This is a genomic window from Streptosporangium sp. NPDC002607, from assembly GCF_053592655.1.
In genome coordinates this window covers 1-25,774 of record NZ_JBSFWD010000073.1, presented here as the reverse complement: position 1 = coordinate 25,774, position 25,774 = coordinate 1, and the positions used below count along the sequence as shown (strand labels likewise).

The window sequence follows — 25,774 nt, the reverse complement described above, 5'->3', positions numbered from 1 at the left end:
CACGGGGGGCTGAAACACATGAACGGCGACCGTCGTCCGACGCTTGAGGCGGTCGCGGCCCTGGCCGGAGTCGGCCGAGGCACGGTGTCGCGGGTCATCAACGGTTCACCGAAGGTGAGCGAGAAGGCCCGTGACGCCGTGCTGCAGGCGATCCAGGAACTGGGCTATGTGCCCAACCGGGCTGCGCGCGCGCTGGTCACCCGGCGCACGGACACCGTGGCGCTGGTCGTATCGGAGTCCGAGCTGCGGGTCTTCGACGAGCCGTACTTCGCGGGAACCATCCGCGGCATCGGTTCCGCACTGTCCGAGACCGGTCTGCAGCTGATCCTCGCGATGGCCCAGTCGAAGCAGGAGCACGAGCGGCTGGAGCACTATCTGACGGGACAGCACGTCGACGGGGTGCTGCTGATCTCCCTGCACGGTGCCGACCCGCTGCCGGGAAGGCTGGAGGCGATGGGCGTGCCGACGGTCATCGGGGGCCGCCCTGTCGGCCTCACCCCCTACAGCTATGTCGACGTGGACAACCGGGCCGGAGCCAGGCAGGCGGTCAAGTACCTGCTGGGCAGGGGCCGTCGCCGGATCGCCACCATCGCGGGAACGCAGGACATGGGCGTGGGTGTGGACCGGCTCGCGGGCTACCGCGACGCGCTGCTCGCGACCGGCCTGAGCGAGATCGTGGCGTACGGCGACTTCAGCGAGGAGAGCGGCATGGCCGAAATGCGCAAGCTGCTCGCCGAGAACCCCGACCTGGACGCCGTCTTCACCGCCTCAGACCCGATGGCGCTGGGCGCGATGCGGGTGCTGCGCGAGGAGGGCAAGAGCATCCCCGGCGACGTCGCGGTGATCGGCTTCGACGACTCGCCCGCCGGGGCGCACTCCTCCCCCGCCCTGACCAGCGTGCACCAGCCCACCGAGTCGATGGGCCGGCAGATGGCCCACCTCCTCGTCTCCCGCATCAACGGCGAGCACCTGGAGCAGCCGGTGGTGATACTCGACACCCACCTGGTCGAGCGATCCTCCGCCTGAGACGGCCTCTTCCGGCGGCCTTCGGCGCGCCGGGCGGGACGGAGCCGAGCCTCAGCCGGTACCACGACGCGGGCGGGGCGGTGGGGTTCCACCGCCCCGCCCGCGTCCGGACGGCTCCGCACCTCACCCCGGCCTGGTCACGGCCCGGTGCCCGCGTCCCGGATTCCCGGCAGGTTCCCGGCGGCGGCCGTGACCGGCCGGCCCGGCGCCCTCCCGGCCTTACCCGGCGTCGGCGGGACCGGCCGTGCGGTACCGGTCGACCTCCGACCAGGCGGACGACATGCCGGCCAGCGTCCGGTCGAAGACCTCCGAGTGCCGCAGGTACGCCTCCCGGTGGGGGCCTGGAAGCACGCACAGGTCGTCCTCGTCGCTGACCGACCACGGCTGGAGATCGTGGCCGAGCGCGGCGGGCAGCAGCGAGGCGACGCCGCGTGCTCCCAGCTCGCTGGTGAGCTGACGGCGGACCGGCCGCCCCAGCACATCGGCGAAGATCTGCGCCCAGACCTCGGATCGGGCGCCGCCACCGGCCAGCCGCCACGGCCGGTCCCCGATGTCGGCTCCGCTGGCCAGGACCCGGTCGAGCTGGACCCGGTGGTACTGGGCGACCCCCTCGATGACCGCGCGGGTGAGATGCCCGCGGCGGTGCACGCCGGAGATGCCGAGGAAGGTCCCCGACGCCGCGGGGTGTTCGGGGGCTCCGTTGACGAAGGGCAGGAACAGCAGGCCCTCCGCGCCCGGCGGCACCATGGCCGCCTCCCTGAGCAGGTCCGCCACGAGCAGGCCGCCGACCTGGTCGTGCGGCACCGACGCGCACGCCAGCCATTCGAGGTTGGCGGCCGAGGTCGGCGCGACCTCCATGGCCAGCATCGTGGCCGGGTCGGGCATCAGCGCGCTCATGGTGACCTCGGGCGCCGGGGTGCGGGCGGGCACCACGGCCCCGTTGATGGCCCACGTCCCGACGATGATCGTCACGTCTCCGAGGCCGCGTCCCCCGGCGCCGAGCGTCGCCGCCACGCAGTCCATGCAACCGGCGATCACCGGCAGTCCCTCGGGGAGTCCGGTGCGTGCCGCGGCCTGGGCGCTCAGCCCGGCGACCACGTCACTGGACTGGCGCAGCGGAGGGAACCGGTCGAGGTCACTCGCCGGCAGCCCCACCAGCTCCAGCGCCGTCGGGGTGTAGGCGCGGGTGTCGAGGGCCACCATGCCGAAGGCGCTGGCGTCGCTGTAGTCGGCGCTCGGCACGCCGGTGAGCTGCGCGGTGACCCAGTCCTTGCAGGACAGTGCCCACCGGGTGGCCCGGTAGCTCTCCGGCTCGACGTCGTGCAGCCAGCGCAGCAGCACGGCGGGCTGTGCGGCCCACGGGATGGAGCCGGTCTCCCTGGCCAGCCGCCTGGCCTCCCGCTCCGGGATCGCGTCCACGATCCGCTGGGCCCGGCTGTCCGACGACGCGATGGCGGGCCCGACCGGCCTCAGGGCGGCGTCGACCGGATACAGTCCGTTACCGTGGGCCGCCACCCCGATGCCCGCCGGGGTGTATCCGTCGGCGGCCAGCTTCCCGGTGAGCTCGCCGAGCAGCGCCATGACCGTGTCGGCCAGCCCGAGCATGTCGACGTCGTGACGGTGCGCGGTCACGCTGGTGCGGGGGGTGCGGGCGTGCACGACGCCGAGTTCCCGTCCCTCGGTGTCGAAGGCCGCGACCTTCGAGGCCGTCAGGCCGATGTCGACACCGATGTAGCACGTGTCCGGGGCTGTCACGAGGTCCTCCTGTCGCTACTTCGCAGTGTGGTCGACGGTGTGGCCGACGCTGTGGCCGACGTGGCCAGCACCCGTGGCCTGAAGCGCCGCAGTTCGGCCTCGTAGCCGGTGATCTCGGCGCGGGCCCGCCCTTCGTCCCAGCCGAGGTGACGTACGGCGATGTCGGCGCAGGCCGCGGCCGCCTTCAGGCCCATGTCGGGGCCGAGTCCAATCAGGGTACGTCGTAGCAGGATGTCCCCCAGCGTCACGGCGCCCTCCTCGCGCACCGCCATCACCACCTCGGCGGCGAGCGCGCCGGTCTCCTCGTCGACGACCTCGGCGAGTGTGTCGTCCGTCTCAGCGAGTTCGAGCACCCTGCGGGCCCGTACGCCGTAGACGTCGAGCAGCCGGCGCGACTGCGCCGGGGTGAGCGGCGAGGAGCGCATGAAGTCCGCGCTGAAGGTCGGCCAGTCGGCGGTGTCGGCTCCGGGGAAGGCCCGGGAGCGGGTGAGGCAGCGCCGGCGAGTGCGGCCGAGCGCGCGCAGCACCGCGTCGGTGACGTCCTCGGCGAGGGCGCGGTGGGTCGTCAGCTTGCCGCCGATGACCGTGAACAGCCCCGGGTGGGCCGGGGCGTGGCTGTGCACCGTGTGCCCACGGCTGATCTTGGCGTTGTCGGAGATCCCGGCGGTGTACGGCAGGGGCCGGACGCCGGCCACGCTGTAGAGCACGTCGTCGGGGGTGAGGCCGGCGTTCGGGAAGATCCGGTTGGTCTCGGCGAGCAGGTAGTCGATCTCCTCGTCGCTGGTGACGACCTCGTCGAGATCGTCCTCGTAGGTCAGGTCCGTGCTGCCCAGCATGTAGCGACCCTCCCAGGGGAGGACGAAGATCGGCCGATGGTCGGCGGCCGCCTCGAAGAAGATGCAGGTGTCGGGCGCGCCCGGGAACGCGTCGACGACGATGTGGCTGCCCTTGGTGCCGCCGTTGAGGCGCCGGCTGGCCACCTGCCCGTCGAGGATCCTGTCGATCCACGGACCGGCCGCGTTCACCGTGATCGCGGCCCGGATCTCGGTTCGCGCGCCGGAGGCGTTGTCCTCGGCCCGTATCCCGGCGACCCGGTCGTTCTCCACGATCAGCCCGGTGACCGTGGTGTGGGTGAGCACCCGCGCGCCGAGCCGCCGGGCGTCGAGGAGCAACTCGACGCAGAGCCGCTCGGCCCACGGCACCTGCGCGTCGGGGAACAGCGAGGCCCCGCGCAGGCCGCGCCTCGACAGCGTGGGCCACCTGCGGGCCACCGTGCGGAGGGACACACTGCGGCTGTGGCCGTGCCTGCGCCCCGTCGACAGGACGTCGAACGCGGCCAGGCCGAGCCGGATCAGCGGGCCGGGCCTGCTGTCACCCGCGTAGGAGGGGATCAGCATGGGGTAGTCGCGAACGAGGTGCGGGGCGTTGCGGAACAGCAGGTGCCGCTCACGGATCGACTCCCGCACGAGGTTGAAGTCGTAGCGTTCGAGGTACTTCAGCCCGCCGTGGATCAGCCGGCTGGACGTGCTCGACGTTCCCGAGCCCACGTCGGCGCGGTCGACGACGACGACACGCAGGCCACGGGTGGCGGCGTCACGGGCTATGGCGAGCCCGTTGATACCGGCTCCGATGACGGCGAGGTCGACGACGTCGTCAGATCCGGCTGGTTGTTGCGACATGGGAGCTCCCGGGAGATGACGGGACCGGGCCCCGGCGGTCTCGCGCCGGGGCCCGAGCCCCAGAAGGGGTCAGGACGCGGTGCCGGCGGCCGAGTGGTCCTTGAAGAGCTGGTAGGCCTCTTCGGGCTTCACCTCGTCGTGCACGACGGCGCGGATCGCCGCGAGCATGCCGGCGGGGTTCTCGCTCTGGAAGATGTTGCGGCCCATGTCGACGCCGGCGGCACCCTCCTGGATCGACCGGTAGGCCATCGTCAGGGCGTCGAGTTCGGGCAGCTTCTTGCCACCCGCGACGATGATCGGCACCGGGCAGCTCGCGGTGACGGTCTCGAAGCCCTCCTCGACGTAGTACGTCTTGACGATGTGCGCGCCCATCTCCGCGCTGATCCGGGTCGCCAGCCGGAAGTAGCGGGCGTCGCGGACCATGTCCTTGCCGACGGCGGTGACGCCGAGCACGGCGACACCGTGCCGCTGGCCGGCGTCCACCAGCGCGGCGAGGTTGGCGATCGACCGCGACTCGTTCTCGCTGCCGACGAAGACCTGGATGGCCACGGCCGCGGCGTTGAGCCGTACCGCGTCCTCCATGTCCAGGGCGATGTGCTCGTCGGAGAGGTCGCGCAGCACGCTCGGGCCGCCGCTGGCGCGCAGCACGATGCCGGCGTCGGTGGCCGGCGGGATGCTGGTGCGCAGCACGCCCCGGGTCAGCATGATCGCGTCGGCGTTGGGCACCAGCGGGGCGATGTTGACGTCGATGCGCTCAAGGCCGGCCATCGGGCCGAGGAAGTAGCCGTGGTCGAACGCGAGCATCACGGTCCGGCCGGTGTCGGCCCTGAAGATGCGCGCGAGCCGGTTCTGCAGGCCCCAGTCCTGGGCCTGTGCGCCCTTGACGTGGAAGCCGCCGGTCACGGAGGCGGCGCCGCCGAAGTCGCGGGCGTCGAGCAGACCGTCGGTGTCAGCCATGGGTGTTCTCTCCAGTGGTTGTGGTGGTGACGGCCGCGGGTCGCGGCCGCCGTCGGAAACGGGAGGATGTGCCGGCGACGCGGTCACCGCCGCCGGCGAGGAAGAGGACCAGCAGCACCAGACCGCCCTTGAGCAGGTTCTGCGCCGCACTGCTCCAGCCCACGAGGTTGACCAGGCCGTCCAGCAGGATGAAGAAGAGCGCGGCCCCCCAGACACCGACGGGCACGGCCCGCCCGCCCGAGATGAGCGTTCCGCCGATCACGACGACGGCCACCGAGTCGAGCAGGTAGCGCGTGCCTAGGTCCGCGGAGGGCGCGATGTAGGCGGCCAGCAGGGCTCCGGTCAGGCCGGCCAGCGCGCCGCTGGCCAGGTAGGTCACCGCGATGATCCGCGCGACGGGGATTCCGGCGCGCTCGGCCGCCCGGCGGTTCTGCCCCACCGCGATCAGCGAACGGCCGTAGATCGTGCCGCGCAGCAGCGCGATGACCAGGACGGTCACCACCGCGATGGCCACGGCGAGGATGGGGATGCCCGCCGGGCGCAGGTTGAGCAGGCTCCGCAGCCCCGGATCGGGCACCGCGCTGAAACCGTTCGCCAGCGACAGCGTGCCCGAGGAGGCGATGAGCCCGGCGGCCAGCGTGGCGATGATCGGCGGAACGGACAGGCCGAGGATCGCCACCGTGCTGATCGCCGCGATGACGAGACCCACACCGGCGCCCGCGAGGATTCCCAACGTCGCCGAGCCGGTGGACGAGGCCGCCAGGACCGAGACGAATCCGGCGAGGGAGATGATCGGCGCCACGGAGACGTCGATGTTGCCGGGACCGGCGGTGATGACGAGCATCTGCCCGAGTCCCACGATGACCAGGTAGGGCGCCAGGGACAGGGCCAGGGAGACCGTCTGGCCGCCCCCCTGACCTGAGATGGCCAGGATGATCAGCCAGACGAGCGCCGCGGCGGCGAAACCCCAGATCCACGGACGCGCAACGAGCGCGCGGATGTTCATCGCAGCACCTTTCCGACCAGGACGCGTCCGGCGAGCACGGCCAGGACGATCACGCCTTGAACCGCCGACTGCATGTTGGTCGGCACATCGAGCAGGCTGAGGACCACGCTGACCAGGCCGAGGGTCACGCCGCCGACCACCACTCCCCAGGGCACGGCGCTGCCGCCGTGGAAGGAGCCGCCGCCGAGGATCACCGCCGCCACCGTCATCAGGGTGTAGCTGGAGGCCGACGACACGTCGCCGCCCCCGGTCTGGGAGGCCAGCACGAGCCCGGACAGCACACCGAGCGCGCCCGCGGCGGTGTAGGCGATGGCCCGCGACGCCAGCGGGCGCAGGCCCGCCCGCTCCAGGGCCACCGGATTGCTGCCCAGGCCGCGCATCCGGACCCCGAGGGTGCTGCGCGCGCTGAGCAGGTAGACCAGCGCGGCGACGAGGAGGATCGGCAGCAGCGGCGCCGGGAACCCGGCGGGCTGCCACATGCCGAAGGCCGCCAGCCACTCCGGGGTCGTTCCGCCGGGTGTCGGCAGGACGAACATGCCCAGCCCCAGCCAGACGAACGACGCGCCGAGGGTGGCGATGAGCGACGGCACCCTGCGCAGGTGGATGAGAACGCCGAGCACGGTGTAGGAGGCGACGAGCCCGAGCAGGATCAGGACCCCGACGAGCGGGGAGGTCACCAGCCTGGTCGCCGTGATCACGGTGACCAGGCCGACGAAGGTACCGATGCCGAGGTCGATGTCACCGACCGCCATCAGCGTCATCTGGGCCTGGGCCGCGATGACCAGGGGCACGGTCGCCGAGAGGACCAGCGACAGCCCGGCCACGCTCAGCACGTCCGGCTGCAGCGACGCGCAGACGGCGATCATCGCGATCATGGCGACGGCGCTGACCACGGCCGGGGCCGTCCGGCGCATCCGCGCCCGGCTCGGCAGGGCCGGCACGAGAGTCTCACTCATGGTTCTGCGCTCCATCGGACTCGGCGAACGAGACGGCGATGATCCTCTCCTCGGAGATCTCCGCCCCGGCCAGCTCGGCGACCACCCGGCCGGCCCGGAAGACGTAGACCCGGTCGCAGTGGGCCATCTCGGCGTTCTCGCTCGAATACCAGACGACACTCCGGCCCTGGGCCGCCTCCTGGCGGACGAGGCCGTACAGGTCGGTCTTGGTGTGCACGTCGACTCCCCGGAAGGGGTCGTCGAGCAGGACGAGGTCGGCCGCCGAGGCGAACGCCCGGGCGACGATCACCTTCTGCTGGTTTCCGCCGCTGAGCTCGGTCATCGCCGCGTCCGGGCCGCCTCGGATCGCGAGGCGATCGACCCAGTTCCGCACGACCGCGCGCTCCTCGGCGGGGCGGCGCAGACCGCGGCGCGCGATACCGCGTGCCGCGGTCACCACGAGGTTCTCCGCCACGCTCCACAGCGGCAGTACCCCGGAACGCTGCCGGTCGCCCGGCACGTACGCCCGGGTGCCGCGCACCTTCGTGTCACGCCGCACCGGGTGCCACAGGCGTTCGAGCACCTCCTGCTGGCCTTGACCGGCCAGCCCGGCCAGGCCCACGACCTCACCCGCGCCGACCCGTACGGAGACGTCGCGCAGTCCGGGACCGGTGGCGCCGCGCAACTCCGCCAGCACCGGACGATCCCCGGAGGCGGCCTCGGCGGCCGTGATCCGCTCGTTCCCGGTCCTCGCGGCGACCTCGGCCCCCATCAGGGTCAGTACGTCGTGCTCGCCGAGTCCGCTCGCGGGCCGTTCGGCGATGACCGCCCCGTCGCGCAGCACGGCGACGCGGTCGGCCACCGAGAGGACCTCCCGGATGCGGTGCGAGATGAGCAGCACGGCCACGCCGCCCGCGGTGAGGGTGCGGACGTAGTCGTACAGCGAGCGCGCGGCGTCCGGGCCGAGGGACTCGGTGGGCTCGTCGAGGATCAGCAGGTCGAGCCGGTCGACCAGGCTGGCCCGGACGATCTCGACCATCTGGCGCTGGGCCAGCGACAGGTCCTCGATCCGGTCGCCCGGGGCCACCCCGTGGCCGGGGAACATCTCGTCGAGCCTGCGCCGTACGCCGTCACCGGCCGCCCGCCGCCAGCCCAGCCGGGGAAGGCAGTGGCGTGAGGAGACCCAGATGTTCTCCGCGACCGTGAGGTCGGGGCAGAGCGACGTCTCCTGGTAGGCCATCCGCACGCCGCGGAAGTCCCCGGCCCGCGGCCCGGCCTCGCCCGAGGCGTCCCGCCCGCACACCGTGACCGTGCCCTCGTCGCAGGCCTCCAGCCCGGCGAGGACCCGCATCAGCGTGCTCTTGCCGGCTCCGTTGTGGCCGACGAGGCCGAGCACCTCGCCGGCCCGTACCTCAAGGTCGACACCGGCGAGGGCCCGGGTGCGCCCGTACGTCTTGGTCACGCCCCTCGCGATCACGACGGGCTGCTGCTCGGACGGTCCCCCGCCTGTCTCCCGCGAAGCCGCGAGCGGCTTGGCGGCGAAGTTGTCGACGTGCATGAGGCGGCCTCCTCCGTGCCTTCCCCGCCTAACCGGCAGCCGTCGGGATCGGCGGCTGCACCGGCGCTCCACCGGTCTGCACGGCCTTGACCTGCTCGCGGAAGAGCTCACGCGTCCAGGGCCAGGCGGCGTACTCGTCGGGCTTGAGGACGGAGGCCCAGGCGTCCCGGTCCTTCTGCTCGACCAGGACGATCGGGAAGGTCATGTGCTTGGGGATGTCCCGCTTCTCCAGCAGGTCGAGCGCCTGCCACAGCGCGGCGACCGACTGGCCCGGGTCGGACATGACGGCCACCGAACCGTTGTCGATCTTGTTGTCCTTCCAGTAGCTCAGCGCGCGGCCGTTGGTCTCGAACGTCACCGCGGGAACCGGCTTGCCCGCCGTGGCGAAGGCCTGGGCGACGCCGTAGCCGTCGCCACAGCCGACGACGCCGTCGACCTTCGGCACACTCGACAGCACGCCGAGCACAGCCTTCTGCGCGGTGGCGCCGTCACACATCCCGTTCACCGTCGCGACGGTCTTCACACCGGGGTACTCACCGAGGATCTTCTTGGTGGTCTCGAGCATCTCGGCCTCGGGCTGCGAGCCGACGACACCCCGGCTGACGATGACGTTGCCCTTGCCTCCGATGCCTTCCAGCAGCGGCTTGGCCGCGTAGGTGGCCCAGTCGACGAAGCTGTTCTGCAGCACGTAGGCGCACTCCGACTCGATCGCGGAGTCGAAGACCACGACGGTGACGCCCGCGGAACACGCCTGCTGGATGACCGGCTTGAGCGCGGTGGGCGAGGCCGGGTCGATGAGCAGGGCGTCCGGCTTCTGCAGCAGGAGGCTCTTGATCTGGGCGACCTGCTCGGTCGCGGAGTTCTCTCCCGGCGCGTTGACGACCTTGTACTTGCTGATCAGGCCGTCGGCCTGGGCCTGGCCCGCCGCCGCCTCGAATTTGGCGATCATCGTCTGGCGCCAGCCGTTGCCGATGAAGCCGTTGCTCAGGGCGATGAACGGCTTCTCACCGGAGGTCTCCGCGGCGGCGCCGCCGGAGGTGCCGGCACCGGAGTCACCGGAGCCGCAACCGGCCGCCAGGACCGCGAGGGCGGTCAGTGACGCCGCCGAGGCCGCACGCCAGTGCCGGGATGTGGGACGGATACGCATCATGGTCTCCAGAGAGGGCAGGTCCGCCGAGGCGGTGCGAGTCGAGGCCGTGAACTCATCGCTCATAGGGGGCGTAGCGGCGTAGTCATTACAGACCTGTAGTGACAGGTACGCTAAATCCACGTTACGTGGATGTCAAGAGCCTCTTTTGTTCCTGCTCAGCGGGCAGATAGACGGGGATCCATCAGGCGCCACCGGATTCCTGTCACGACAGGATCGCCGTCCTGTCATGACAGGTCCGCCCATATGAAATGCTTTCCTGGACGCCCCCCGAGGAGGTTTCCGTGACGATGACGTATCCGCGCCTCGACCGCGACGGAACGGAGCCGCTGTGGATGCAGCTGATGCGCGCACTGCGGGCGACCATCGAGAGCGGTGAGTTCGGCGCGGACCGGCCGCTGCCGTCGGAGGCCGAGCTCACCGACATGTTCGGGGTCTCCCGAACCGTCGTCAGGGAGGCCCTGCGCGAGCTCGTGCAGCAGGGCCTGATCTATAAGATCAAGGGGCGGGGCGCCTTCGTCTCGCCACGCAAGACCGAACTGAACTTCATCGGGTCGATGTCCGGCTCCGCCGACGACCTGCGGGAGTCCGGCCGCCGCGTGACCACCCGGACCATCCGCCAGTCGCTCGGCGAGGCCGACGAGCGGGAGGCCGCCCTGCTGCGGATCCCACCCGGGGAACAGGTGGTCAGGCTGCGCAGGCTCCGGCGCGTCGACGGGCAGCCCTGGCTGCTCGTCGACACCGCCCTGCCCGCCCGCCTGGTGCCCGGCCTGGAGCGCGCCGTGCTGGAGAACCAGTCACTGTACGACCTGCTGCGGCGGCGCTACGGGATCGAGCCCGCCGCCGCCGACCGGTGGATCGAGGCCGCCTTCCCCAACCGCGAGGACGCCGCGCTGCTCGAGGTCTCCACCTCGACGCCACTGCTCGGCATCGAGTCGGTCGCCTGGATGCCCGACGGCACACGGTTCGAGGCCTACTACGCGCTGCACCGCAGCGACCGGACACGGTTCTACGTCGGCATTCGCTGACCGGAGGGCACCCCGGCCGGCGCGCCGAGGCGGAACATCTCCAGTTCGAGGCCGTAGAAGCGGCCGGTCAGTCCGGCCGGGGTCATGCCGAGCCTGCGGCAGACGGCCATGGAGGCGTCGTTGCCCGGCATGACGAGGGCGTACACCTCCTTGATCCCGGAGGCGAAGCCTCGTTCCACGGCCCCCCTGGCGGCCTCGGTCGCGTAGCCGTTCCCCCACGAGTCGGGGTGGAGGTGCCAGCCCACCTCGATCTCACCGTCCCCGCCGACGATCGGCTGGAACAGAACGGTTCCGGCCGCGACCCCGCTCCGCCGGACCTCGACGGCCCAGACACCGAACCCGCGGTCCCGCCGGTTCAGGGCGTGCCAGCGATCCACCGTCGCCGTCGCCTCGAAGTCACGGGGCGGCAGCCAGCGGGTGACCTCGTCACGGGTATAGATATCGGTGATCCGGTCGAGGTCGGCACGGTCGTGGGTCCACTCGCGAACGACGAGGCGTTCGGTCTGGTAAATGGCCATATGCCTACTTTGGCCCAGCCAGGCCGGCCGCGTGCCCGCGAGGAAAAGAGCGCGCCCGCTGTTCTCTTCGGCGGCATCCCGTGCCAGAATTTCATGGGGTGATGAATTATGACTCGGAACACGTGTGTGATCGCCGGGGGCGGTCCCGCCGGGGCGATGCTCGCGCTACTGCTGGCCAGGGCCGGCGTCGAGGTGACGCTCCTGGAGAAGCACGGCGACTTCCTGCGCGACTTCAGGGGCGACACCATCCATCCGTCGACCCTCCAGATCCTCGACGAGCTCGGCCTGGCCGAGGAATTTCACCGGCTCCCCCACCGCAAGATGTACGGGCTGGAGATCCAGACCGACGACACCACGGTGCCGATCGCCGACCTGTCAGGGCTTAAAGGCAAATATCAGTACATCGCCTTCGTGCCGCAGTGGGAGTTCCTCGACCTGCTGACCAGTGCCGCCGCCAGGTATCCGAACTTCCACCTCCTCATGGAGTCCGAGGTCCACGGAGTGATCCGCGAAGGCGACGCGGTGCGCGGGGTGCGCTACCGGGACGCCTCCGGCGAGCACGAACTGCGCGCGACGCTCACCGTGGCCGCCGACGGCCGCCGCTCCGACGTGCGCGAGGCCGCCGGGCTGGTCCCCGTGGAGCACGGGGTCCCGATGGACGTGGTCTGGTTCCGGCTGCCGCGCGAGCCCACCGACTCCGAGTCGGCGTTCCTGCGAGTGTCGGCGGGCCACCTGATGGTGTCGATCAACCGCGGGACCTACTGGCAGCTCGCCTACGTGATCCCCAAGAACGGCTTCGAGGCACTGCGCTCGGCGGGGATAGCGGCACTGCGCGAGCAGGTCGCCAGGCTCCTGCCCTTCCTGGCGGACCGGGTAGGGCTGCTGTCCGGCTTCGAGGACGTCAGCGTGCTGTCGGTCGCGCTCAACCGGCTGCGCCGCTGGCACCGGCCGGGACTGCTGGTCATCGGTGACGCCGCGCACGCCATGTCTCCGGTCTTCGGCGTCGGCATCAACCTGGCCGTGCAGGACGCGGTCGCCGCCGCGAACCTGCTGGCCGGACCGCTCGCCGCCGGGGCCGAGATCCCCGAGTCGCTGCTCGCGAGGGTCCAGCGGCGGCGCACCCCGCCCACCGTGATCACCCAGTTCGCCCAGCGCGTCGTCCAGAACCGGCTGATCCGGCCGGCGCTGACCGAGCGCACCCGCCCGGTGCGGCTGCCGCGCGACGTCGCCCGCCTTCCCATGCTGGGCCTGCTGGCCAGACGCTTCATCGGCCTGGGCGTCCTGCCCGAACACGTCGCCGACCCCTCGGGGTCTCACCAGGCATAAAGACCTTCTCACCATGTGGACAATCGGGTCCGTTCGCACAGCCGGTTGCAATAGCCTGGTATGTCGTGAGCATCAACCTCGATTCCTGGCGGCAGCTGCCTGCGGCGCAGCAGCCCGTGTGGCCTGACCGCGGCGAGCTGGACAAGGTCGTCACCGAGCTGAAGGGACTCCCGCCCCTCGTCTTCGCGGGCGAGTGCGACAACCTCAAGGCGGACCTGGCGGCGGTGACACGGGGCGAGGCCTTCGTCCTGCAGGGCGGAGACTGCGCCGAGACCTTCGCCGGCGCCACCGCCGACGACGTGCGCAACAAGCTCAAGACGCTGCTCCAGATGGCGATCGTGCTCACCTACGCGGCCAAGGTCCCCGTGGTGAAGATCGGCCGCATGGCCGGGCAGTTCGCCAAGCCCCGCTCGAAGAACACCGAGATCCGTGACGGCGTCGAGCTGCCCGCCTACCGGGGCGACATGGTCAACGGCTTCGACTTCACCGCCGACTCCCGCATCCCCGACCCGGGGCGGCTGCTGCGCGCCTACCACTCCTCCGCAGTGACGCTCAACCTGGTCCGTGCCTTCACCAAGGGCGGCTACGCCGACCTGCGCCAGGTGCACGCCTGGAACCAGGACTTCGTGGGCGAGTCCCCGGCCGGCAAGCGCTACGAGCAGCTCGCCCGCGAGATCGACCAGGCGCTGGCCTTCATGCGCGCCTGCGGGGCGGAGCCCGAGGAGTTCCACACCGTGGAGTTCTACTCCTCGCACGAGGCGCTGATCCTCGACTACGATCAAGCGCTCACCCGGATCGACTCGCGGACCGGCCAGCCGTACGACGTCTCGGCGCACATGGTCTGGATCGGCGAGCGCACCCGCCAGCTCGACGGCGCGCACGTCGAGTTCTTCGCCAGCATCCGCAACCCGATCGGCGTCAAGCTCGGCCCGGCGACCAGCGCCGAGGACGCCCTCGCGCTGATCGAGAAGCTCAACCCCGACAACGAGGCGGGGCGGCTGACCTTCATCACCCGGATGGGCGCGTCGAAGATCCGTGACCACCTTCCCGAGCTGGTGGAGAAGGTGACCGCGAGCGGCGCCCAGGTGGCGTGGATCTGCGACCCCATGCACGGCAACACCTTCGAGGCGCCCAGCGGCCACAAGACCCGCCGCCTGGACGACGTCCTGAATGAGGTGGCGGGCTTCTTCGAGGTGCACCGCGCGCTCGGCACCCACCCGGGCGGCGTCCACATCGAGTTCACCGGCGACGACGTCACCGAGTGCGTGGGCGGCGGTGCCGAGATCGTCGAGGACGACCTGGCCCGGCGCTACGAGACGGCCTGCGACCCGCGTCTCAACCGCGGCCAGTCGCTCGACCTGGCCTTCCGGGTGGCCGAGCTCTACCGCTCGGTCTGACACCCGCTCCCCTCGCGGCCCGGGCCCCTTTGAAGGGGCCCGGGCCGCGCGGGGGTCCGGCTCCACGCGAACGATCGAGAATCCGCGCAGGGGCTCACAGGTTCGCGGAGGCGATCCCCGAGCGTACGAAGGCCCGGTCCGTGTCAGCCCTTCTGGACACCGAGCTCGTTGGCGAGCTCGGCGCGGATCGCGTCCATGTCGAGTGCGCGGACCTGACCGATGAGGTCCTCGAGAGCGGGCTCGGGCAACGCGCCCGGCTGGGCGAAGACGACGATGCCGTCCCGGATGGCCATGATCGTCGGGATCGACGTGATCTCGAATCCCTGGGCGAGGGCCTGCTCGGCCTCGGTGTCGATCTTGCCGAACTTGATGTCCGTGTGCTTCGCGGAGGACTTCTCGAAAATCGGCCCGAAGGTGCGGCACGGTCCGCACCAGGCCGCCCAGAAGTCCAGCAGGACGATCCCCTCATCGGCGATGTCGTTGAAGTTCTTCTCGGTTACCTCGATGGTGGCCACCGTTGGCTCCTTCTGTCGTTCACATCTGTATGGCTGGCATAACCACTTCCCGTCCACGAGCATTCCATCCCGTCGGCCTCCGTCCCCCTCGAACCGGGTGACCTGGGAGGCCGCCGCCCGTGGGGGCCACGGGACCCGGGCTCACCGCGTCCCCGGTGTTCACCGGCCCGGCGAAAACATCGGCCGCCCCGGCCTGGGTGCCCCCATGATCGTTTCCTCGGTCGTCGCGGAGCTGCCCGGCTCGCCGGCCTGGCGGCCTGCCGGGGGAGAACGGGCGATGGCCCGGTGCCGATCGGCACCGGGCCACCGTCTGTCAGCCCTTGTCGGCCTGCGGGGGTTGGCCTACAGGGTGAGGCCGACGATCACAGGGTCGTGGTCGGAGGCGCGGAAGGCGTCGGGCTTGTACAGGCCCGGCGGGTTGTACTCGAGGTTGTAGTCGTAGATCCGGCTCTCATCGGAGTTGATGTGCCAGATCGTCGCGCTGGTCACCCGCTTGAGCAGGTCCTTCCCGACCAGGGCGTGGTCCAGCTCGCCGAGCTGGCCCTCGTACAGGTAGCTGTAGCGCAGCGGCTCGGGGACGAACCTCTTGGTCGTGCTGCTGAGGCCACCGGCCTCCAGGACGTCCATCGGGTCCTCCTCGCCGTAGGCGTTGAGGTCGCCGAGCACCATCGGGTTGGTCAGCTTCAGGTCCTTGATCAGACCCAGCGTGGCCTGTGCCTGGCGTACGCGCTCGCCGTTGTAGCAGCTCTGCCCGTCGCCCTGGTCGGCGTCGGGGCCCACGGCCTCCTCGTCGCAGCCCTTGGACTTGTAGTGGTTGACCAGCACGGTGAAGGACTTACCGCCCTGGACCCGGCGGAAGGTCTGGATCAGCGGGGGCCGCCGGAAGACCGGGTCGGTGGAGGACTGCGCCGCGCCCACCAGCTGGATCCTGGCCGGCTTGTAGATCATCGCCACCTGGATCACGTCGGTGCCCGGGTAGGGGTGGCTGAGCGCCGCGTAGGTACCCGCGCCGACCTCGGCGTTGAGCGCGTCGACCAGGGCCTGAATCGCGGTCTGGCCGTTGTTCTGGATCTCCATGAGGCCGACGACGTCGGCGTTGACCCCCTTGAGCGCGGCGACCAGCTTGGTGAGCTGGCGCTTCTGCTCCTCAGGACTGCTCGCGCCGCGCGAGCGGAGGGTGGTGAACCAGTTGAGTGCGTTGAAGCTGGCCACCTTGACGTTGCCGATGACCGGGAACGGGGCGGGCAGGCGCGGGTTGAGCGGCAGGAAGTTGAGCGGCTTGGTCGGCTGGAGCCGGTACTTGCCGAAGCCGTACCCCACGACGCCGGTGACGCCGAAGGCGGTGTCCCCCAGGCGGAGGCGCCGGTCGGCATAGGGGATCGTCGGCGGGTTCTCCACCGTGGAGGCGTCGTCCACCAGCAGGCTACGCCGCGCATTCTTGGCCGTGGTCACACCCGGCCGGTCGGTCGGCTGGAAGATGCGTCCCTCGGAGGAGACGGTGATCTCGCCGTACCGGCCCAGGTTGTAGTGGTCGCTGAGGGTGAGCGGCTCGGGGAAGGTGACGAGCATGTTCTCGACGGACTCGAAGGTCGTGCCCTCGGCGCGGGGCAGGCTCTGCTTGGCGGGCGCGATGGTGCCCGTGCCGCAGACGTCCACCGCGGTGACCGGTGACAGCTCGGTCCAGCCGTTGAACTCCACGACCCTGCCGGTGACCAGGACCCGGTCGCCGACCTTGACGTCCTTGAAGGAGCTGCGGGCGAAGGCGAACAGGCCCTCGGAGGTGGCCGGGTCGGCGTCCGGGGTCGGGTCCTGGAAGAAGAACCCGCTGAGCTGGCTCGTCTCCTGGAAGTCGGCGGTCACGATGCCCTCGACGCGGACGACCTGGCCGGCCAGCGGGCTGACGTCACCGCTGCCCTGCACCTGGGCGATCTGGTGGGTGACCGGGACCTCACACGGCTCCCCCGTCGGGGTGGGGGTCGGCGTGGGCTCCACCGTGGGTTCCACGGTCGGGGTGGGGGTCGGGGTCGGCGTGGGCGTGGGCTCGACGTCGCCGCACGGCGCGGCGTCGGTGGCCCGGTTGCGCGGCGCGGGGGCCGCGGCCTCCACGTCGGCACCGTTGTCGTCGGTGTCGGCGCAGCCGTGGTCCTTGCGCAGCCCCGCCGTGGTGACCGAGAGCCCGGGGGCCGCGGTGCCCTCGAAGTAGTTGGCGGTGCCGTAGCCGATCAGGTCGGCGATCAGCGCCGTCTGCTCCGGGGCGCACGGGACCGAGCCGCCGTTGCACGCCAGGCCCTGGGCCGAGCGGACAAGGGCCACCTTGCCCGCGGAGCCGCTCAGGTTGATCGTCCCGGTGCCGTCCGGGGCGGGCAGCGGTGAACCGTTGGCGCCGCCGGCCAGCTGGAGGAGATGGTACTGACCTGGCGCGAGCGTACCCGCCAGGGGGACGACCGGGTTGGCGGCGAAGTTTCCGGTGCCGGTGGCGCTGGCGTACTGGACGGACCAGCCGTCCAGTACCACGGGTGCGGCGCTGCGGTTGAACAGCTCGACATAGTCGTTGGTGAGTGGCGCGCCGGTGCTACCGCCACCACCGTAGACCTGGCTGATGACGACGGTGCCCGGCTCCGCCAGGGCCGGGGATGAGACGAGGGTCGCGACGCCGGTGGCGGCGAGGCCGACGGTCACGAGGGCGGCGAACGCCCGGGATAAAGCACGCATGACCGGGAGCGTAGAGCTGGATGGATTCCAGGACATCAACCCATAAGTGGATATAAGGCGAATTCAAGAATCTTGACACTTCATGTCTATCCAGCCCGGTCAGATATGGCTTTCCTTGACCTAGAAGTCGCTTGCCTTGGCGCCTGCGGGTATCACTGCGGTTATGAGAACTCTGGACATGGGTTGGGACACCTGCGCCGCCTCCCTGGAGTGCGCCGGATCCGCGCGGCAGCCCTACGGGCGCTGCCTGGCCCATCTGGACGCCACCGAACTCGACGAGGTCGTCCGCGGCCTCTCCCCCGGTTCCGCGATCGACCTGCGGGCCACCGTCGTCGGCCAGGACCTGCTGGAGCGGATCCTCTCCGCGACCCGCGGGCGCCTGGGCCGGGCTCGGTTCGACTGGGCGACCTTTCCCGAGAGCGTGCGGTTCTGCGACATCGTGTTCGGCGGGGACGTCTCCTTCGACCACGCGCGTTTCCAGCGCCTCGCCTCGTTCTTCAACGCCAGGTTCGCCCGCAACGTCTCCTTCAGGGAGGTCAGGTTCGATCGGGAACTCTCCCTGCACGGTGTCGCCATCACCGGGCACGCGGCCTTCGACCGGGTGTCCATCGACGGCGACGCACTGTTCGGAGGAGCGCTTTTCGACCGGACCGCGTCCTTCGAGCAGGCCGACTTCCATGGTTTCGTCACCTTCGACGGCACCGGATTCACCGGCGACGCGACCCTGAGGGGCTGCAGGTTCCGCCGTACCGTGTCGTTTCGCAAGACGAGCTTCGGTGGGCTGGCCGGGTTCGACGGGGCCCGTTTCTCGGCGGGCGGCTACCTGGCCCCGATCTCGGTCGGCCGCCACCTGACCCTCGCCGGGGCCTGGGCGGGCAAGGGTCTTGACGTGACCACCGGCGGATGCTCGGTGGACCTGCGGCGGCTGGAGGTGGGCGGGCGGCTGACCGTCCGGCTCGACAACGCGCGGGCCGACCTGGAGGGAGCGACCCTGCGCGGCCCGGCCACGGTGCGGGGCCGGGACGGCGCCCGGGTGACCTCGCTGCACGAGGTGGACGCCGAGCAGCTGGAACTCTCCGACCTGGACCTCAGCACCTGCCTCTTCACCGGAATGCGCCACCCCGAGGGTCTCCGGCTGAGCGGCTGCGCGCTCGCCGTCGTCCCGCGCAGGCCATGGCCCCGGCTGCGCTGGTGGCCCCTGCGGCGCGCCCCGGACCACGGCTGAGACGCCCCCACGGGATCCGAACGTGTGCCGGCTCCGGGTCTTCTCAGGGTGGTCCCCGATGCGGAGTCCCGGACGGGCGACCAGGATGGGAGACCCGTACCCTGAACGGGGATCGGGCCGCTGGAGAGCATCTGGAGAGCACCATGGCAGGCAGCGGGGTCATCGACGACTACGTGACCGGGCTCAGCCGCGCTCTCCGAGGTCCCAGGGGACCCAGGCTTGACATGATCACCGAGGCCCGCGACAGCCTGCTCGACACCGCCGAGGCGCTGGAGGGCGACGGCCTGGGGCGCGAGGAGGCCGAGCGGACCGCGGTCGAGGAGTTCGGGACGATCGGTGAGATCGCGCCGGGCTACCAGGAGGAGCTGTTCATCGCGGCGGGCCGCAGGCTGGCCACCGTGCTGTTCATCACCGTGCCGCTCACCACGGTCATGTGGAGCGTGATCTGGAAGATCTTTCCTGCCGCTCCGACGGTGTACGAGACCAGGCCCGACTGGTTCGTCCCGGTCGCCCGGGGGCTGGACATCCTTCAGATGCTGATCGGCGTGCTCGGCGGGGTCGCGCTGTTCGCGCTGGGCCGGGGGCTGCGCAGGATCAGGCAGCCGCGGCTCGTCACCCGGTTCCTGGGCCTGCTCGTCTGGGCGATGCTGCCGGTCCTGCTCGCGCTGACCGGGGCACTGATGTTCGGCTCCAACGGGCCGGCCGACTTCGGCGACTACCCACCGGGGGCCGGCGTGGCGCTGGTGAGCTTCCTGTTCTGGGGCCTGCAGCTCTACGGCGCCTTCAAATGCCTGAGCCTCACCCGCCGCGGCCCCGTCCCCGCCTGCGCATAGTCCCCGCCCCGCCGGGGGTCAGCGGGTGGTCCGCGGCTCCAGGACACTGCCGATGGCTCCGGCGAACCGCTGCCAGGCGGAGCGCTCGCCGGCGAGGGCCGTGCGCCCTGAGGAGGTCAGCCGGTAGGTGCGCCGCTTGCGCCCGCCCACCGTGGCCCACTCGCTGGCCAGGTATCCCGCCTGCTCCAGCCGGCGCAGCGCCGGGTAGACCGTGCCCGTCGGCACGTTCAGCGCGCCGCCGCTGCGCGCCTGGAGCGCCTCGATGATCGCGTAGCCGTGCAGCGGTTCGTGCTCCAGCACGGAGAGCAGCAGGGCGTCCATGTGGCCGCGGAGCGCGTCGGTGTTCACGCGATCGCCTCCGCGGGCCGGGCGGATCCCTCGTCGCCGCCCCCGGCGGCCCGTTCGCTTCGCTCACTCACGTCGTCAGCCTACCTTTCGCATAGGCATGCTACATGTAGGCGTCCTACATGTAGAGTGCCTATAGGTAGACAGACATAACAACGGAGGTGAGAGTGTGGACGTGCTCGACCTGGCCCGGACGCAGTTCGCCGTGACGGGAAGTCTTCACTTCCTGTTCGTCGTGCTGACCCTGGGCCTGGCCCCCCTGATCGCGATCATGCACACCCGCTACGCCATCACCGGCAGGCCGGTCCACGAGCGGGCGACCCGCTTCTGGGGCCAGATCTATGTGATCAACTACGCGCTCGGCATCCTCACCGGGCTGGTGATGGAGTTCCAGTTCGGCATGAACTGGAGTGGTCTCTCGCACTACGCCGGCGATGTCTTCGGGGCACCGCTCGCGATCGAGACGCTCGGCGCGTTCTTCCTGGAGTCCACCTTCCTGGGTCTGTGGATCTTCGGCTGGCACCGGCTGCCCAAATGGCTCCATCTGGCGTGCATCTGGGTGGTGACGCTGACCGCCTATGTCTCCGCCCTCTGGATCATGGTGGCCAACTCGTTCCTGCAGAACCCCGCCGGGGCCGTGGAGCGGGACGGCCACCTGGTGCTGACCGACTTCGGCGCGCTGCTCACCAACCCGATGCTGACCATGGCGCTGCCGCACGTGCTCGGCGCGGGCCTGTGGACCGGTGGTTTCGTGATGCTGGGGGCCAGCGCGTACCAGCTGTTCAGGCGCACCGCCGAGCGGGAGTTCTTCACGAGCTCGCTCCGTACCGGAGTGATCGTCTCGCTGGTCGGCTCACTGATCACGGTCGGTTTCGGCTACGCGCAGTTCGACCCGATCTCCCAGTTCCAGCCGGACAAGTTCGACGGCGCCCTGGCCGGCACCGGACTCGGCTTCATGATCATGATTGGTCAGCTGTTCCAGGCCCTCATCATGTTCGTGCTGGCGCCGACCGTGTACTGGCTGCCGCGCTGGCGTTGGGCGCACCCCCTGCTGATGGCGATGACCCCGCTGCCCTTCCTGGCGGCGATCCTCGGCTGGCTGACCAGGGAGTCGGGGCGGCAGCCCTGGATGATCAATGGCAGGCTCACCGTCGCCGACGCCATGTCCCCCGGGCTGACCTCGGGGATGGTCACCGTCTCGCTCATCGCCTTCGGCGGCGTGCTCGGCCTGCTCGCGCTCGTCGACTACCTGCTGATCGCCCGTACCGTACGGCGCGGGCCCGCCGCCGCCACCCTCGGCGCGAGCGCCCCCGCCGACCCCAACGAGCGCGCGCACGCGCTCAGCTACTAGGGAGCCGATCGTGGACATCCTCTGGCTGGGCGTGTTCGCCCTCCTGCTGATCGGCTACTTCGCCCTGGAGGGCTTCGACATCGGGGTGGGCATGCTGCTGCCCGTGCTCGGCAGGACGCAACGGGACAGGGACGAGATCGTCACCGCCATGGCGCCGTTCGTCCTGGCGGGCGAGGTGTGGCTGGTGGCCGTGGCGGGCGTGCTGTTCGGCGCCTTCCCCGCGATCGAGGGAGAGGTGCTGTTCGGCCTCTACCCGCTGGTGGTGCTGCTGCTGGTGTCGTGGATCCTGCGCGACGCCGGGCTCTGGTTCCGCCGCCGTGCCGACGGGAGCGCATGGCGTACGACCTGGGACTGGGCGATCTGTGCCGGCTCCTGCGGCCTGGCACTGAGCTGGGGCATGGCACTGGTCGCGCTGGCCGGCGGCCTGTCGGGACCGACGATCAGCCTGCTCGGGCTGGCGGGCGCCCTGGTGATGGCCGCGCTGTTCGCCCTGCACGGCTGGACGTTCCTCTCCTGGCGGCTGCCCGAGCGGATGACCGGGGCGCGCCGCACCGGGTGGGCGCTCCTGGGCTCGGCGTGCGCCGCGGCCGCGCCCGTCGCGGCGCTGCTCGCCGTGCTCGCCCCCTGGCTTCTGGACCATATGGCACCCGCCGGTACGTTAAGTGTGCTGAGTGTCATGATTCTGCCGTTCGCACCGATCATGGTGGGTGCGCAAGTATGGGTGTGGCGGGCGTTCGGCCCCGGGCGTGCCGCCGGTCGGGTTCCGTCGTTCTTCTGAGGTCTCTAGGGTTGGCATGCACAAGGATCTGGTACGGCTGGCGTTGGGTGAGCGGGCCGTCCGCCGTCATCTGGCCGTGTGCCTGGCCGCCGCCGTCCTGGCCGGGTTGCTCATCCTCCTCCAGGCTGAGCTGCTCGCCGGGGTGCTGTCCGGGCGGTTCGCGGCCCCGGCCCTGATCCTGCTGGCCCTGGTCGTCGGCGCCCGGGGGCTGCTCACCCTGGTGCAGGGAACGGCCGCCGGGCGGATGAGCAGCGGGGTGAAGTCCACCCTGCGCCACCGCCTGCTGGCGCGGCTGCAGGAAGCCGGCCCCGCCAGGCCGGCCTCGGTGCGTTCGGGAGAGCTGGTGACGCTGACCGGCCGCGGTCTGGACGCCCTCGACCCCTATCTGTCGGGCTACCTGCCCGCGGTGGCGGTCGCGGGCGTCGTGCCGATCGCGGTGCTCGTCCGGCTTTTCACCGCCGACCTGGCCAGCGCGGTGATCGTGCTGGTCACGCTGCCGCTCATCCCGATCTTCGGGGCGCTGGTCGGCATGCACACCAAGGCCGTCACCGAACGCCAGTGGAGGGCCCTGTCCCGCCTCGGCGGGCACTTCCTGGACGTGGTCCGGGGCCTTCCCACGCTGCGCGCCTTCGGCCGGGCCCGCTACCAGGCCGAGGTGATCCAGCGGGTGGCCGACGCCCACCGGGTCGCGACGATGCGCACGCTGCGGGTGGCCTTCCTGTCCTCGCTGGTGCTGGAGCTGGCCGCGTCGCTCTCACTGGCCCTGGTCGCCGTGCCGGTGGGCCTGCGGCTGCTGTCGGGCTCCCTTGACCTGTCGACCGCGCTGCTGGTCCTGCTCCTGGCGCCCGAGGCGTACCTGCCGCTGCGCAACATGGGCAGCAGGTTCCACGCGGCGATGGAGGGCGTCGCCGCCGCCGACGAGGCGTTCGCCGTGCTCGACGGCCACGCGGAGGCTCCGCGTGGCGCGCCCGCCGCCGGGCACCCGGGCCCCGGAGCGACGACGGCGCCGGAGATCCGGCTGGAGCATGTCACGGTGCGCTACCCGGGCCGTGCGGAGGCCGCACTGGAGGACGTGTCACTGGTGATCGCCCCCGGCGAGCGAGTGGCCCTGGTCGGCGAGAGCGGCGCGGGCAAGAGCACCCTGCTCCACCTGCTGCTCGGCTTCGTCACCCCTGCCGAGGGCCGGGTGCTCGTCGACGGCACCGAGATCGGCGACCACGACCCCTGGCGGGCGCGCCTGGCGTTCGTACCCCAGCGCCCGCACCTCTTCGCCACCTCGGTGGCCGACAACATCAGGCTCGGCGCCCCCGGCGCGACGATCGACGAGGTCAGGGCCGCGGCACGGGCCGCGCAGGCGGAGGAGTTCATCCTGGCGCTGCCCGAGGGCTACGACACGGTGCTCGGCGAGCGCGGGACGAACCTGTCGGCCGGGCAGCGGCAGCGGGTCGCGCTCGCCCGCGCGTTCTGCCGCCCAGGAGCCGGACTGCTCCTGCTGGACGAGCCGACCGCGCGGCTCGACGGCCGCAGCGAGAGCGCGGTCGTCAGCGCGACCCGCGACCTCGCCGAGGGCCGCACCGCCGTGATCGTCGCCCACCGGCCCGCGATGATCGAGCTGGCCGACCGGGTGATCCGGATCGCCGACGGCCGCGTGGTGGCCGGGACGCGAGAGGAGATCGCCTCCCCATGACCGATGTCAACGAGGTCCCGGCAGGCAGGACGCGCGGGCGGATGACCCTTGCCGTGGCGGCGGGGGCGGCGGCCGAGCTGGCCGGGCTCGGGCTGATCGGGTCCGCCGGGTGGCTCATCACCAGGGCCGCCGAACAGCCGCCGCTGGCGGCACTGAGCGTGGCGATCGTCGGGGTCAGGGTGTTCGCGACGACCAAGGGGGTCTTCCGGTACGGGGAGCGGCTGGCCGGACACGACGTGGCGCTGCGAGCCCAGGCGACGACCAGGGAGCGGCTCTACCAGGCGCTCGTCCCCGCACGACCGCTGAACCAGCGGGGGGCCGACCTGCTCAGCCGCATGGTCGACGACACCGACGCGGTGCAGGACCTGCTCGTACGATGCCTGCTTCCCGCCGCCGCGGCGCTGATCACCGGTGTGGCCGCGATGGTGATCGGGCTGTTCCTGCTCCCGGCCGCGGCGCTGGTGCTGCTGGCCGGGCTGCTGGTGGCCGGGGTACTGATCCCCGCGGGCACGGCCACCGCCGCACGGCGCTGGTCGGCGCGGATCGCCCCCGCACGGGCCGACCTGGCGGCCCGGGTCGCCGACCTGGTGCACGGCGCGGCCGACCTGGCCGCCTACGGGGCGAACGAGCGGGCTCTGGCCGCCGCCGCCGAGGCCGACACCCGGCTGGCGGCGCTGGAGCGCCGGCAGGCACGGGCGAACGCGGTGGCCTCCGCCCTGGGCGTGCTCACCCAGGGCCTGACCGTGGCGGCGATCGTCCTGGTGGCGCAGAGCTCCGGGGCGGGCTCCGTGGCCACCGCGGTGCTCGCGCTGACCTCGCTGGTCTCCTTCGAGCCGGTGCTGCCGATGGCCTCGGCCGCCGAGCGGCTGACCGGGGTGCTCGCCGCCCTGCGCCGCCTGCGGGAGGTCGGCGCGACCGCTCCGGCGGTGGCGGAGCCGGCCACCGCGGTCGAGGTGCCCGCCGGGGCGCCGACCATTGAGATCAAGGACCTGGTGGTCCGGCACGGCGCCGGCCGTGCCCCCGCGCTGGACGGGGTCAGCCTCACCCTCACTCCCGGCAGGCGGGTCGCCCTGGTCGGCCCCAGCGGTGCCGGCAAGAGCACCCTGCTGTCCGCCCTGATGCGCCTGGTCGAGCCCGAGTCGGGGACGATCAGGGTCAGCGGGGTGGACGTCCGGGAACTGGCGTCCGACGACGTCCGGCGGGTGATGACCGGGCTGACGCAGGACCCGTACGTGTTCCAGGCCTCGGTACGGGACAACCTGCGGCTGGCGGGCCCCGAGGCCTCGGACGAGGAGCTCACCGAGGCCCTGCGGCGGGCGCGCCTGGAACGCTGGGTGGAGCGGACCGGCTGGGACGCCGTCCTCGGGGAGGACGGGCGGACGGTGTCCGGTGGGCAGCTGCAGCGGCTGGCACTGGCCCGGGCGCTGCTGAACGACCCTCCGGTGCTGCTGCTGGACGAGCCCGCCGAGGCACTGGACGAGACGACGGCGGACGCGCTCATGGCCGACCTGCTGGACGCCACCCGCGGCCACACGACGCTGCTCGTCACCCACCGCCTGCGCGGGCTGGAGCGGGTGGACGAGATCGTCGTGCTGGAGAACGGCTCGGTGACGCAGCGGGGCAGCCACCAGGAGCTGGTCTCCTCCCCCGGCTACTACCGCGACCTGTGGCACTCCGAGGCGCTGACCGCCTGCCGGTGACGCCTTGGTCACCTGCACACCGTCCCAATCGTCTCCGGCCGGGGGCGAAACAAGTGATCTTGGCCGAATGGACGAACAACTCACCGCTATTAGGAAAACCGGACGAATTCCGCCACCCCCAACCTGTCATACCGTCGCGGTAACCACGCATCGGAGGGCTGGCACGTGTCCGTTGAGCTCCACCACCGCGCCGTCGTCGCGGATACCCACAACGACCTGCTGATGGCCGTCACCGCCAGACCTCCTCGGCGGTGGGCGTCGTTCTTCCGCGAGCGCTGGCTGCCGCAGCTGCGCGA

At 71.4% G+C, this 25,774-nt stretch carries 21 protein-coding genes; 10 read left to right on the top strand and 11 right to left on the bottom strand.

Annotated elements, in window-relative coordinates; genetic code table 11:
* The first annotated feature begins 18 nt into the window (after positions 1–18).
* The gene (locus ACWD3H_RS42990; RefSeq protein ID WP_030908950.1) at positions 19–1,026 is read left to right on the top strand and encodes a LacI family DNA-binding transcriptional regulator; all 1,008 of its coding nucleotides are present in this window, start codon (positions 19–21) and stop codon (positions 1,024–1,026) included.
* 219 nt (positions 1,027–1,245) lie between these two features.
* Here ACWD3H_RS42990 and ACWD3H_RS42985 read toward each other — a convergent pair whose 3' ends face one another.
* From ACWD3H_RS42985 to ACWD3H_RS42955, 7 genes are all read right to left on the bottom strand, one after another.
* Positions 1,246–2,781, bottom strand: a complete 1,536-nt coding sequence (locus ACWD3H_RS42985) for an FGGY-family carbohydrate kinase (protein ID WP_451959112.1) — start codon at positions 2,779–2,781, stop codon at positions 1,246–1,248.
* Positions 2,778–4,460 carry a glycerol-3-phosphate dehydrogenase/oxidase gene (locus tag ACWD3H_RS42980; RefSeq protein WP_451959111.1) on the bottom strand — a complete coding sequence of 561 codons (1,683 nt, stop codon included), beginning with the start codon at positions 4,458–4,460 and terminating at the stop codon, positions 2,778–2,780. The genes ACWD3H_RS42985 and ACWD3H_RS42980 overlap by 4 nt, the downstream gene beginning before the upstream one ends.
* A gap of 69 nt (positions 4,461–4,529) precedes the next feature.
* Complete coding sequence (gene lsrF / locus ACWD3H_RS42975; RefSeq protein ID WP_350930378.1) at positions 4,530–5,417, bottom strand: 3-hydroxy-5-phosphonooxypentane-2,4-dione thiolase; 888 nt, start codon at positions 5,415–5,417, stop codon at positions 4,530–4,532.
* The gene (locus ACWD3H_RS42970; RefSeq protein WP_350930377.1) at positions 5,410–6,423 is read right to left on the bottom strand and encodes an ABC transporter permease; all 1,014 of its coding nucleotides are present in this window, start codon (positions 6,421–6,423) and stop codon (positions 5,410–5,412) included. Before ACWD3H_RS42970 ends, lsrF begins: the two co-directional genes overlap by 8 nt.
* Positions 6,420–7,379 (bottom strand): ABC transporter permease, encoded by a 960-nt coding sequence (locus ACWD3H_RS42965; RefSeq protein WP_350930376.1) that lies wholly within the window; start codon positions 7,377–7,379, stop codon positions 6,420–6,422. The genes ACWD3H_RS42970 and ACWD3H_RS42965 overlap by 4 nt, the downstream gene beginning before the upstream one ends.
* Positions 7,372–8,916, bottom strand: a complete 1,545-nt coding sequence (locus ACWD3H_RS42960) for a sugar ABC transporter ATP-binding protein (protein ID WP_451959110.1) — start codon at positions 8,914–8,916, stop codon at positions 7,372–7,374. Before ACWD3H_RS42960 ends, ACWD3H_RS42965 begins: the two co-directional genes overlap by 8 nt.
* A 28-nt stretch (positions 8,917–8,944) precedes the next feature.
* Positions 8,945–10,129, bottom strand: coding sequence for an ABC transporter substrate-binding protein (locus tag ACWD3H_RS42955; RefSeq protein ID WP_350930374.1), 1,185 nt, complete (start codon positions 10,127–10,129; stop codon positions 8,945–8,947).
* A gap of 224 nt (positions 10,130–10,353) precedes the next feature.
* Between ACWD3H_RS42955 and ACWD3H_RS42950 the strand changes: the two genes are divergently transcribed.
* Positions 10,354–11,091 carry a GntR family transcriptional regulator gene (locus ACWD3H_RS42950; protein ID WP_350930381.1) on the top strand — a complete coding sequence of 246 codons (738 nt, stop codon included), beginning with the start codon at positions 10,354–10,356 and terminating at the stop codon, positions 11,089–11,091.
* Here the strand turns inward: ACWD3H_RS42950 and ACWD3H_RS42945 are convergent.
* The gene (locus ACWD3H_RS42945) at positions 11,073–11,609 is read right to left on the bottom strand and encodes a GNAT family N-acetyltransferase (RefSeq protein WP_451959109.1); all 537 of its coding nucleotides are present in this window, start codon (positions 11,607–11,609) and stop codon (positions 11,073–11,075) included. The two genes, ACWD3H_RS42950 and ACWD3H_RS42945, sit on opposite strands and share 19 nt — an antisense overlap.
* Before the next feature lie 108 nt (positions 11,610–11,717).
* Here ACWD3H_RS42945 and ACWD3H_RS42940 point away from each other — a divergent pair, with 108 nt between their 5' ends.
* Positions 11,718–12,935, top strand: coding sequence for an FAD-dependent oxidoreductase (locus ACWD3H_RS42940; protein ID WP_355567140.1), 1,218 nt, complete (start codon positions 11,718–11,720; stop codon positions 12,933–12,935).
* 65 nt (positions 12,936–13,000) lie between these two features.
* Complete coding sequence (locus ACWD3H_RS42935; protein ID WP_451959108.1) at positions 13,001–14,332, top strand: class II 3-deoxy-7-phosphoheptulonate synthase; 1,332 nt, start codon at positions 13,001–13,003, stop codon at positions 14,330–14,332.
* A gap of 143 nt (positions 14,333–14,475) precedes the next feature.
* Here ACWD3H_RS42935 and trxA read toward each other — a convergent pair whose 3' ends face one another.
* Positions 14,476–14,847, bottom strand: a complete 372-nt coding sequence (gene trxA / locus ACWD3H_RS42930) for a thioredoxin (RefSeq protein ID WP_030908921.1) — start codon at positions 14,845–14,847, stop codon at positions 14,476–14,478.
* A 342-nt stretch (positions 14,848–15,189) separates the two neighbouring features.
* The gene (locus ACWD3H_RS42925; protein WP_451959107.1) at positions 15,190–17,559 is read right to left on the bottom strand and encodes an ExeM/NucH family extracellular endonuclease; all 2,370 of its coding nucleotides are present in this window, start codon (positions 17,557–17,559) and stop codon (positions 15,190–15,192) included.
* Positions 17,560–17,722: 163 nt separating this feature from the next.
* Here ACWD3H_RS42925 and ACWD3H_RS42920 point away from each other — a divergent pair, with 163 nt between their 5' ends.
* Both ACWD3H_RS42920 and ACWD3H_RS42915 read left to right on the top strand, forming a co-directional pair.
* A complete protein-coding gene (locus tag ACWD3H_RS42920; protein WP_355625618.1) occupies positions 17,723–18,784 on the top strand; it encodes a pentapeptide repeat-containing protein in 1,062 nt (353 codons plus the stop codon).
* 143 nt (positions 18,785–18,927) lie between these two features.
* A complete protein-coding gene (locus tag ACWD3H_RS42915; protein WP_355567953.1) occupies positions 18,928–19,617 on the top strand; it encodes a permease prefix domain 1-containing protein in 690 nt (229 codons plus the stop codon).
* Positions 19,618–19,635: 18 nt separating this feature from the next.
* On the opposite strand, the gene ACWD3H_RS42910 is transcribed toward ACWD3H_RS42915, so the two are convergent.
* A complete protein-coding gene (locus ACWD3H_RS42910; protein WP_343966032.1) occupies positions 19,636–19,965 on the bottom strand; it encodes a PadR family transcriptional regulator in 330 nt (109 codons plus the stop codon).
* 166 nt (positions 19,966–20,131) lie between these two features.
* On the opposite strand from ACWD3H_RS42910, the gene ACWD3H_RS42905 reads away from it, so the two are divergent.
* From ACWD3H_RS42905 to cydC, 4 genes are read left to right on the top strand one after another with little or no spacing between them, the layout of a single operon-like run.
* Positions 20,132–21,313, top strand: a complete 1,182-nt coding sequence (locus ACWD3H_RS42905) for a cytochrome ubiquinol oxidase subunit I (RefSeq protein WP_451959106.1) — start codon at positions 20,132–20,134, stop codon at positions 21,311–21,313.
* Positions 21,314–21,323: 10 nt separating this feature from the next.
* Positions 21,324–22,091 (top strand): cytochrome d ubiquinol oxidase subunit II, encoded by a 768-nt coding sequence (locus tag ACWD3H_RS42900; protein WP_355567960.1) that lies wholly within the window; start codon positions 21,324–21,326, stop codon positions 22,089–22,091.
* A 16-nt stretch (positions 22,092–22,107) separates the two neighbouring features.
* Positions 22,108–23,778, top strand: a complete 1,671-nt coding sequence (gene cydD, locus ACWD3H_RS42895) for a thiol reductant ABC exporter subunit CydD (protein ID WP_451959105.1) — start codon at positions 22,108–22,110, stop codon at positions 23,776–23,778.
* On the top strand, positions 23,775–25,478 hold the full coding sequence (gene cydC, locus ACWD3H_RS42890) for a thiol reductant ABC exporter subunit CydC (RefSeq protein WP_451959104.1): 1,704 nt from the start codon (positions 23,775–23,777) through the stop codon (positions 25,476–25,478). The genes cydD and cydC overlap by 4 nt, the downstream gene beginning before the upstream one ends.
* Positions 25,479–25,774: the final 296 nt, after the last annotated feature.

Excerpts from the sequence above, each read along its gene's own strand:
- ACWD3H_RS42945 (WP_451959109.1), bottom strand. The coding sequence starts at position 11,609 with ATGGCCATTTACCAGACCGAACGCCTCGTCGTTCGCGAGTGGACCCAC.
- ACWD3H_RS42955 (WP_350930374.1), bottom strand. The coding sequence starts at position 10,129 with ATGAGCGATGAGTTCACGGCCTCGACTCGCACCGCCTCGGCGGACCTG.
- ACWD3H_RS42920 (WP_355625618.1), top strand. The coding sequence starts at position 17,723 with ATGAGAACTCTGGACATGGGTTGGGACACCTGCGCCGCCTCCCTGGAG.
- ACWD3H_RS42940 (WP_355567140.1), top strand. The coding sequence starts at position 11,718 with ATGACTCGGAACACGTGTGTGATCGCCGGGGGCGGTCCCGCCGGGGCG.
- cydD (WP_451959105.1), top strand. The coding sequence starts at position 22,108 with ATGCACAAGGATCTGGTACGGCTGGCGTTGGGTGAGCGGGCCGTCCGC.
- ACWD3H_RS42965 (WP_350930376.1), bottom strand. The coding sequence starts at position 7,379 with ATGAGTGAGACTCTCGTGCCGGCCCTGCCGAGCCGGGCGCGGATGCGC.
- ACWD3H_RS42960 (WP_451959110.1), bottom strand. The coding sequence starts at position 8,916 with ATGCACGTCGACAACTTCGCCGCCAAGCCGCTCGCGGCTTCGCGGGAG.
- ACWD3H_RS42990 (WP_030908950.1), top strand. The coding sequence starts at position 19 with ATGAACGGCGACCGTCGTCCGACGCTTGAGGCGGTCGCGGCCCTGGCC.
- lsrF (WP_350930378.1), bottom strand. The coding sequence starts at position 5,417 with ATGGCTGACACCGACGGTCTGCTCGACGCCCGCGACTTCGGCGGCGCC.
- ACWD3H_RS42970 (WP_350930377.1), bottom strand. The coding sequence starts at position 6,423 with ATGAACATCCGCGCGCTCGTTGCGCGTCCGTGGATCTGGGGTTTCGCC.
- ACWD3H_RS42950 (WP_350930381.1), top strand. The coding sequence starts at position 10,354 with ATGACGTATCCGCGCCTCGACCGCGACGGAACGGAGCCGCTGTGGATG.
- cydC (WP_451959104.1), top strand. The coding sequence starts at position 23,775 with ATGACCGATGTCAACGAGGTCCCGGCAGGCAGGACGCGCGGGCGGATG.
- ACWD3H_RS42980 (WP_451959111.1), bottom strand. The coding sequence starts at position 4,460 with ATGTCGCAACAACCAGCCGGATCTGACGACGTCGTCGACCTCGCCGTC.
- ACWD3H_RS42925 (WP_451959107.1), bottom strand. The coding sequence starts at position 17,559 with ATGCGTGCTTTATCCCGGGCGTTCGCCGCCCTCGTGACCGTCGGCCTC.
- ACWD3H_RS42915 (WP_355567953.1), top strand. The coding sequence starts at position 18,928 with ATGGCAGGCAGCGGGGTCATCGACGACTACGTGACCGGGCTCAGCCGC.